Origin of the sequence: Rhodomicrobium udaipurense JA643 (genome assembly GCF_000636015.1) — a bacterium.
In the GTDB taxonomy this organism is placed as follows: domain Bacteria; phylum Pseudomonadota; class Alphaproteobacteria; order Rhizobiales; family Rhodomicrobiaceae; genus Rhodomicrobium; species Rhodomicrobium udaipurense.
This window is the reverse complement of sequence record NZ_JFZJ01000145.1, coordinates 1-7,900: the sequence shown is the minus strand read 5'-3', so window position 1 is coordinate 7,900 and position 7,900 is coordinate 1. Positions and strand designations below refer to the sequence as shown.

Sequence of the window (7,900 nt, the reverse complement as noted above, 5' to 3'; positions counted from 1 at the left end):
CAAGCTGCCTTTTGACCGTCTGAGGCTGCACCTCTTTTAATCGCTCGTCTCGGTACTTGGCGAAGTCCTCTGTCGTCACTTCTGCAATCGGCTTAGAGGCAACCGGATGGCGTTGGAAGGCTGTGAGGAATAACCTTCAGGGCTTTTGCCCTTCTTTCTCGCCGTGACCTTCTCCAGGTACACCTTGATCAGAGCCGCCAGTGTCAGCCCCTTGAGCCTGGAGCGATGATCAACAGGCAAGTCGCCTCTTTCAATCTCAAGCTCTTTTTGTCGAGCCCAAGTCTCAGCGTCTTTTCTCTGGGAGAAGGTCTTGTTGAGCGAGGGGAAGCCTGTCCATCGAACCTGTACGGAATAGCGGCCTTGTCTCTTTGTGATCGTAGCCATTTCTTGAGCCTCTGTGACGTGGGTGTGACAGAGGATCAACAGGATTTTGGATTCAGGCTAAGTGCTTGATTTTAATGGTGGAGCCAATGAGATTCGAACTCACGACCTCTGCAGTGCGATTGCAGCGCTCTCCCAACTGAGCTATGGCCCCTTCGAGGCTCATTTAGGCGCAGGCGCGCGCGTCTGTCAAGGCGCGAAGCCCGGCTTCAGGCAAACTTCTTCCACCCGCCGCTCTCCTCCTGCCGCCAGTAGCTGACCGGCCGCCCCGCCGCCTTCGCGCCGCGCCACTCATCGCGCGCGATGGCCTTCGCCTCGTCGTCGGCGTCGTCGAAAAGCCGGATCACGCGGACAAAACGCTCCGGCTCGCTTTCGCACGCGCCTTCGAGAAGGAAGAGCACCTCAGCGTTGTTCGGGTTGGCATCTTCGAGCGTGAGGAACACGGGTTGGCGGTCGGCGTGGCCGTCGCGCGCGGTACCGTGCGGGAGAAACGACTCCTCGCGATACGTCCAGAGCGCGGTATCGATGGCGTCGAGCCGCTCCGCGCTTGAAAACCGCAGCGAAGCGCGCCAGCCCCGCGCAAGCGTCTTCTCGACCAGAACCGGCAACACCGCCTGAAGCGGCTGCCGCTCCAGATGATAAAACCAGAACTCGGGGCGCGCTTCGGCCCCGCCGCCGTCGCTCATCTCCTGCCGGACCTCCCGCCCTCGTCGGCGTAGGGGTTGTTCGTCTTGCGCACATGCAGGCGGACGGGCGATGGCCCAAGCCCGAAAGACTTCTTCAGGTCGTTGACGAGGTATCGCAGATAGGAATCGGGCAGCGCCTCGGGCCGCGACGAGAACACGATGAATGTCGGCGGGCGCGCGTTCGACTGCGTGATGTACCGGAGCTTGAGACGACGTCCCGCGACGGCGGGCGGCTGATGCTTGTCGAGGGCAGTGGCGAACCAGCGATTGAGCGCCGCGGTCGAGATGCGCTTGTTCCAGGCCTCGTTCACCTTGAATGCAGCGTCCATCACCTTGTCGAGGCCGCGCCCGGAGATCGCGCTCACCGGCACGAGCGGCGCGCCCGCAAGCTGCGGCAGAATGCGCTCGGCGGATTTCCTGAGTTCGGCGAGATAAGCCTGCGGCTCGGGCACGAGATCCCACTTGTTGACCGCGAAGACGAGGCCACGCCCCTCGCGCTCCACGAGGTCGGCAATGGTGAGATCTTGCTTGTCGAACGGCGATTGGGCGTCCAGAAGCAGCACCACGATTTCGGCGAAGCGGATGGCGCGCAACGCGTCGCCGACGGCCAGCGTCTCCGAGCGCACGTTGATGCGCGCCTTGCGGCGCAGGCCGGCGGTATCGTAAAGCCGAACCTTGCGGCCACGCCATTGGAAATCGGCCGCGATCGCGTCTCGCGTGAGGCCCGCCTCGGGGCCTGTTATCATGCGTTCCTCGCCGAGAAGCGCGTTCACGAGCGTGGACTTGCCCGCGTTCGGCCGCCCGGCGATGGCGAGCTTCAGGGGCCGTGCGCGCGCCTGCTCCTCGGTGAGTTCGTCGTCTTCCGGCTCGGGCTCGTCACCGCGTGCCGTCGCGATTTCGTCGAGCCGGTTCGTCACCTCCGCGATGAGGTCGCCGAGGCCCATATTATGCTCCGCCGAAACGGGCAGAGGCTCGCCGAGGCCGAGTTCGTAGGAGCCGTAATAGCCCGCATCCGAGGCGCGGCTCTCGCTCTTGTTCGCCACGAGGATGAACGGCTTGCCCGAACTGCGCACGAGGTCGGCGATGCCGCGATCCACCGAAGTCAGTTCGGCCCGCGCGTCGATGACGAACAGGATGAGATCGGACTCCGCGATGGCCTGCTCGGACTGCTCGCGCATGCGCGCGGCGATGCTGCCCGGCTCCGCGTCTTCGAGGCCCGCCGTGTCGGTAAGCACCACGTCGCGGCGGTTGATGCGGATCTGCGTTTCCTTGCGGTCGCGCGTCAGGCCCGGCAAGTCGTCGACAAGCGCGAGCCGCCTGCCGGCAAGCCGGTTGAAAAGCGTGGATTTGCCGACGTTAGGACGGCCTATGATGGCGACGGTGTAGGCCATCGGCGTGACTGCCTCAGTGAGTTGACCATGCAAAGCTGCGCATGCGCGCGCTGATCGTCAACGTCATAGCATGTCATGCGGAACCGGCAGGATAATTTTCGGACTGGAATGGAAACAATGAAAGGCTTGCGCCCCATCGTGCGAACCCGCGCGGGCGCAGGCGGAATGAACCGCCTCGCCGAACGCCTGGTTAGTTCATTGCGATAAGTTGCGCCTTGTCGGTCAGCACGAAGAGCTTGCCGTTCGCAACGACGGGGGCGATCATGACCGGTGAGCCGAGATCGGTCTGCGTGCCGATTTCGCCGGTCGAGGCGTCGACGCCCGCGAACAGTCCCTTCGATGACGCGAGCCACAGCTTGCCGCCCGCGAGGACCGGACCGCTCCAGCGCCCGTCGCCGGGAAGCTGCGTGACCCACCGCGCCTTGCCGTCCTTGCGGTTCAGCGCGATCAGCTTGCCCGACGCATCGACCACGAACACCGCGTCGCCCGCGACCCACGGCGTCTGCGAACCACGGATGTCGCGCGTCCAGATGCGCTGGCCCTTGTCCTTCGACGTGGCAATCAACTGCCCGCCACGGCTCATGGCAAACAGCATATCGCGGTCCACGACGGGGCGCGCTGCCTCACCGATGGCGGCCGACGAATTGGTGATATCGGTCTTCCCGAGCGTCTCGGTCCACTTCGGCTCGCCGGTCTTCACGTCGATGGCGGTGATTTCGCCTGACGGGAATGGCACGAAGACGAGGTTGCCGGAAACGGCAGGGCTTGCGCTCGTCAGCACGGCTGCGTTTTCAGGCAGGCCCTTCTGCGTCCACAATTCCGAGCCGTCGTTCGCGTTGAGACAGAAAAGCTCGCTTTCCGCGTTGACGATATAGACGCGCCCATCGGCGGCTGTCGGCGCTTCGCGGATCGGGATGAGAATTTTCTTCGTCCAGACGGGCGCGCCGGTGCCCGCGTCGAGAGCCAAGACCGTGCCAAATCCGGTGGCCACGTAAATTTTTCCGCCGTCTGCCGCAAGCCCACCGCCGAATCCGGCGCGCGAGTGATTGTTGCCGTTGAACGGACGCATGATGTCGAACCCGGCCTTATCCTCGGGCACGGTGCTCATCCGCCAAACGGTGCCGCCGCTTTCCATCGAGATGGCGCGAATGGTGCCCTCGGCGTCGAGGGTGTAAACCTTGCCGTCATAGACGATCGGGATGGCCGTCAGCCGCATGCGCTTGGACGACCCTTCGCCCGCGGATGCGGTCCACGCAGTGCGCAGATCCTGCCCGAAGGCGAGATGGCCCGGCGCGTTCGTGGCAACGCCACCAGGTTGGCTCCAGGATACGTTCATGACAGCCGGTGGCAGCGAGACGGGGCTCGCCACCTCGGCGGCGGAGATGCTTCCCTTGTCCTCGACACCGCCGAGAACGGACATGCGCTTGCCGGGCAGCTTCTCCTGCTTCTTGTCGAAGACCGACGTGACGGAGGAGATGCTCGGCATGCTCGGCTCGCTCAAGCCGACCGACTCGCACCCGCCCAAGAGCGTCGCGACGGATAAAACACTGAGGGTTGAAACAAGCAAAAACCGACGGCCGTAACGCGCGCTATTGTGTTTTCGCTTCATTCGCCCCGTCCTTTGTCCCCGTTTGTCCGGCCTGCGCCGCCTTCGGCTGGTCGAAGAGAAGTGCCAGCATGATCTGTGCACGCTGCCGCATTCCGGCCGGTGCTGCACCATCGCTTGCGATCTCGCCGAAAATACGTTCGGCCTCATCGCGCTTGCCTTCCTTGAAGGCGGCGACGCCCAGAACGTCCTTGGCGGCGAATCGCCATTCGCTCGTTCCCGAACGATACGGGGCAAGGGTTTGCGACAGCGACTCGTAACTTTCCTTATCCACAGAGAGCGCAGCGATCTGCACGCGCGCAAAATCGCGGAGCGTCGCCGGTGCGTTCTCGTCGCTGGCTACGCCGCGATAATCCTCGGCGGCCTGATCGTATTTCTTTTGAGCAAGCGATTCGGAGGCCGCATGCAGACGCGCCAGAACGCGATAGGCGCCGGGGCCTGAGCCTGCGAGGTCGGCGAGCGCCTTTTCGGCCTCCGCCTCCTTGCCATCCTCGTGAAGCGTGATCGCGGTGACGAGCGCATCGCCGCCACGGGCGGCATCCGCCGCGCGACGGGCCTGATCCCATTTATATCCGCCGACACCGGCGGCGATCACCAGTGCCGCGATACCGATATAAATACCGTACTTCTTGAAAAACACCGCGGTCTGCCGGCGGCGGTGTTCCTCGTTGACCTCGCGGATAAAGCTCTCGTCACTGCTCATGGCGTTTCTGCCTTCATTATGATGTCACCGTTTTGCAACAGATAGGGCAGCGCCCGCTTCAGCGGAAGCGGCTTTCCGCGCACGCCCTGTCGCAGCGGTCAAAAACGCGCGCTTCTCCACGAAAAACTGCCCGATCAGTTGGGCTTTGTTTTGGACATTTTCGTGACTCGCGGCTTCTCGTCCGCAGGCTTTGCCATGGCGTACACGTGGTCCTTTGCCGGGAACTGGCGCGCCCGCACCTCCGTTGCGTAATCCTTCACCGCGTCCTCGATGGCCGCGCCGAGTTCCGCGAACTTCTTCACGAACTTCGGCACCGTAGGCGAGAGGCCGAGCATGTCTTCGAGCACGAGGATCTGGCCGTCGCATTCCGCCGAAGCACCGATGCCGATGGTCGGGATCGGGACCGCGCGCGTAATTTTCGCCGCGAGCAACTCCGCCATGCCTTCAAGCACGACTGAGAACGCGCCCGCCTCTGCGACCGCCGCTGCGTCGGCCTCAATGGCGGCCCATTCCTCCTGCCGCCGCCCTTGCGTCTTGAAGCCGCCCATCATGTTCACCGACTGCGGCGTGAGGCCGATATGCGCCATCACCGGAATGCCGCGCTGCGTAAGAAACGCGACTGTTTCCGCCATGCGCGCGCCGCCTTCGAGCTTCACCGCGCCGCAGCCCGTTTCCTTCATGATCCGCGCGGCGTTCCGAAACGCGACCGCCGGGCTTTCCTCATAGGAGCCGAACGGCATATCCACGACGACGAGCGCATGCCGTGAGCCGCGCACAACCGCCGCGCCGTGCATGATCATCATGTCGAGCGGAACCGGCACCGTCGTCTCAAGCCCGTGCATCACCATCCCCAGCGAATCCCCAACGAGCAGGAAATCCATGTGCGGATCGACAAGCCGCGCGGTGTGCGCGTGGTAGCAGGTGAGCGACACGATCTTGTCGCCGCCCTTCTTCGCGCGGATGTCCGGAGCCGTGACGCGGCGGATGACGGAATGCTGTGACATGGTTCGTTCCCTGGAGTGACAGGCCGTGAATAGCGGAAATGGGGTGCGCGGGAAATATGCAAGAGCGGGGCGCTGCCGAAAATTAACCGAGTTTTCAAAATAAACTGGTGCTTGCATCGAGTTTTAGGAAAAATCGTTGAAAGTTGGAGTTATGTCCGGAGGGTTTCATGATCAGGCGCATGTTTGCTGCGCTGACGCTCTTCGCGTTGGGTGTCGCCTATCAGGCGACGGTCGAAGCGAAGGCTGTTCCTCTGTCGCAGGCGTCGGGCCTTGCGCAGACAATTGACGCCAAGTCTTCGGTGATCAAGGTCGATGAGGAATACGACTACCGCTACAATAACGCATACGGCTATGGCCATGGCTCGGGTTACGCTTATCGCTATGGCTATCCGCGTTATGAAAGGGCGCATCGCGGTTGTGGCTGGGATTATCCATGCGAGCCGCGCCGGTCCTATGGCAGGCGCTATTTCAGCGGCGGCAATTCGCAGGTCTACATCAAAAACAACTACGGCACGGTGAACGTGTATTCGAACGGCGCGCGCCGCTCGCACCGCGGGCCCTATTACCGGCCTTATCGCTGGCGTGACCGATATGACGGGAGTTCATACCGGTGCCGGGATCGCGGCTGCGGTGACGATTGCGGCGTGTTCTGCTGGTACAAGCGCGTGAGGTCGGGATATTGCGGCCATGGCTGCGACACCTATCGCGAGCGCGTCCGCTACGAGACCGGCTATCGGACGGTTGAATATCCGCGGCCGTATTTCTATCGCCACCGCCCGCGCTACGAAGGCTACGGCTACACGCGTTTCGAACGCCCTTATGACGACGACCGCGTGCCGCTTCGCCGCTTCGACGGCCCGCGCTACTAGTCGCTCTGGCGCGTACGTTTGGTCCCACATCAAGCGTATGCGCCTCAAGAGTACTAGTAATCAATTGATTAGTTTCGAATTTTACATGTGATGACGGTGCCACCAGCGGGCCTGAAACAAATGTAAAATTCACTGCAAAAGATCGGCCGGAGGTAAATCGGGGCCCCATCTGGCGCAGAGAAGCTGATGAAGACAGAACTTACAGCGTCGTGCCGCGTCTGATTTACGGCGCGACGCTTTAACCAGAGCTCAACTGCCTCACGCGAACGCGGCTATCGGACGAGCGGCGAGAACGAGAGTTGGAACGCGTGCATCTTGCTGATCGCGCGCGTTCCAGAAAACCGCAGTCTTCAGGCTTTATCGGCTCCCCTTGGGAGCAGCGTCGCGGCGTGTGACGTTAACAATACATCATCACAGCATGGGACTGCACCTAGGGAGCAGCGTCGCGGCACCCGCTCGCGGCGCTTGCGGTTTTGGCCGTTCCAGCAGCGCGCGGCTCTTGGCTCAGCCTGCGTTAATCGGGCTGGTTTGCGGCGAGATAAACGCCACCGCGACCGCTTGCACGCCTTCATGCAGAGGCTGGAACAATTTTGCCGGCGCGGCGATCGTCAATACATGTGCGTGTTGACGCGGTTCGTAGGACAACACTGAAACGTGAAGTATTCCGGCGCGGGCGGAGGCGGGACGAAGCGCGGGCTGCGGTAGACCCAATAGAGATGTCTCGCTCTTGGCGCACTGTAGGCGGTTGTCGCGTGAGCACGTTTCGAGCGCCATCCTGACGCGTCGGCCTCGTCGCCGATGCCGGGCGATGTCGCAGCCAGCAGCGCACCCAAAACAAGAAAAGCGGCCGTTCTCGTCATGACCTCGCACCTCCTGCGATCGCAGCCGCGCATTCGACTGCCATGCCGATGATAAGTCGAAGGTCGTAAAGGTGCCGCGAACGCAACTCGCCGCTCTGTTGCCGCGCGATTAACGGGCTCCGCTCGCGAGCTAGTGCTGAGCTAGCCGACCGGGCCGCGATGCCAAAATCACGTCAGCGCTGAGATCGGTTACTCCGCCGCGAGCTTCGTATACCCTAGATGCGCGTTGAGCTTGCCGAGCAGGTCCGTTGACGCTTCGACGATGTTCGTGCCGGGGCCGAAAATCGCCACCGCGCCGCCCTTGTAAAGCGCGTCGTAATCGTCCGGCGGTATGACGCCGCCCGCCACGATGAGAATGTCGGGGCGGCCCTGCGCCTCAAGTTCGCGCTTGAGTTCGGGC

The 7,900-nt window shown here is 62.7% G+C and carries 8 protein-coding genes, 1 tRNA gene and 1 pseudogene; 1 reads left to right on the top strand and 9 read right to left on the bottom strand.

From position 1 onward, the window contains the following. Nucleotides 1–75: 75 nt before the first annotated feature. The 7 genes from T281_RS15105 to panB all read right to left on the bottom strand — a co-directional run bounded on the left by T281_RS15105 (nucleotide 76) and on the right by panB (nucleotide 5,771). Nucleotides 76–384, bottom strand: a complete 309-nt coding sequence (locus tag T281_RS15105; RefSeq protein WP_155955289.1) for a hypothetical protein — start codon at nucleotides 382–384, stop codon at nucleotides 76–78. A gap of 75 nt (nucleotides 385–459) precedes the next feature. Continuing rightward, a tRNA-Ala gene (locus T281_RS15100) sits at nucleotides 460–535 on the bottom strand. A 55-nt stretch (nucleotides 536–590) separates the two neighbouring features. Then, nucleotides 591–1,067 (bottom strand): DNA polymerase III subunit chi, encoded by a 477-nt coding sequence (locus T281_RS15095; protein ID WP_052037557.1) that lies wholly within the window; start codon nucleotides 1,065–1,067, stop codon nucleotides 591–593. Next, complete coding sequence (gene der, locus T281_RS15090; protein WP_037241190.1) at nucleotides 1,064–2,458, bottom strand: ribosome biogenesis GTPase Der; 1,395 nt, start codon at nucleotides 2,456–2,458, stop codon at nucleotides 1,064–1,066. Before der ends, T281_RS15095 begins: the two co-directional genes overlap by 4 nt. A gap of 190 nt (nucleotides 2,459–2,648) precedes the next feature. Continuing rightward, the gene (locus tag T281_RS15085) at nucleotides 2,649–3,944 is read right to left on the bottom strand and encodes an outer membrane protein assembly factor BamB family protein (protein ID WP_162173191.1); all 1,296 of its coding nucleotides are present in this window, start codon (nucleotides 3,942–3,944) and stop codon (nucleotides 2,649–2,651) included. Nucleotides 3,945–4,047: 103 nt separating this feature from the next. Continuing rightward, entirely contained in the window at nucleotides 4,048–4,767 is a 720-nt protein-coding gene (locus T281_RS15080) for a DUF2659 family protein (RefSeq protein WP_052037555.1), read from the bottom strand. Between the two features lie 134 nt (nucleotides 4,768–4,901). After that, the gene (gene panB / locus T281_RS15075) at nucleotides 4,902–5,771 is read right to left on the bottom strand and encodes a 3-methyl-2-oxobutanoate hydroxymethyltransferase (RefSeq protein WP_037241183.1); all 870 of its coding nucleotides are present in this window, start codon (nucleotides 5,769–5,771) and stop codon (nucleotides 4,902–4,904) included. Nucleotides 5,772–5,938: 167 nt separating this feature from the next. Between panB and T281_RS15070 the strand changes: the two genes are divergently transcribed. Continuing rightward, complete coding sequence (locus T281_RS15070) at nucleotides 5,939–6,640, top strand: hypothetical protein (RefSeq protein ID WP_037241181.1); 702 nt, start codon at nucleotides 5,939–5,941, stop codon at nucleotides 6,638–6,640. Between the two features lie 608 nt (nucleotides 6,641–7,248). Here the strand turns inward: T281_RS15070 and T281_RS18910 are convergent. Both T281_RS18910 and T281_RS15065 read right to left on the bottom strand, forming a co-directional pair. Further along, nucleotides 7,249–7,500, bottom strand: a complete 252-nt coding sequence (locus T281_RS18910; protein ID WP_155955288.1) for a hypothetical protein — start codon at nucleotides 7,498–7,500, stop codon at nucleotides 7,249–7,251. A 189-nt stretch (nucleotides 7,501–7,689) separates the two neighbouring features. Next, a pseudogene (locus T281_RS15065) lies at nucleotides 7,690–7,900 on the bottom strand (hypothetical protein); the annotation flags it as partial.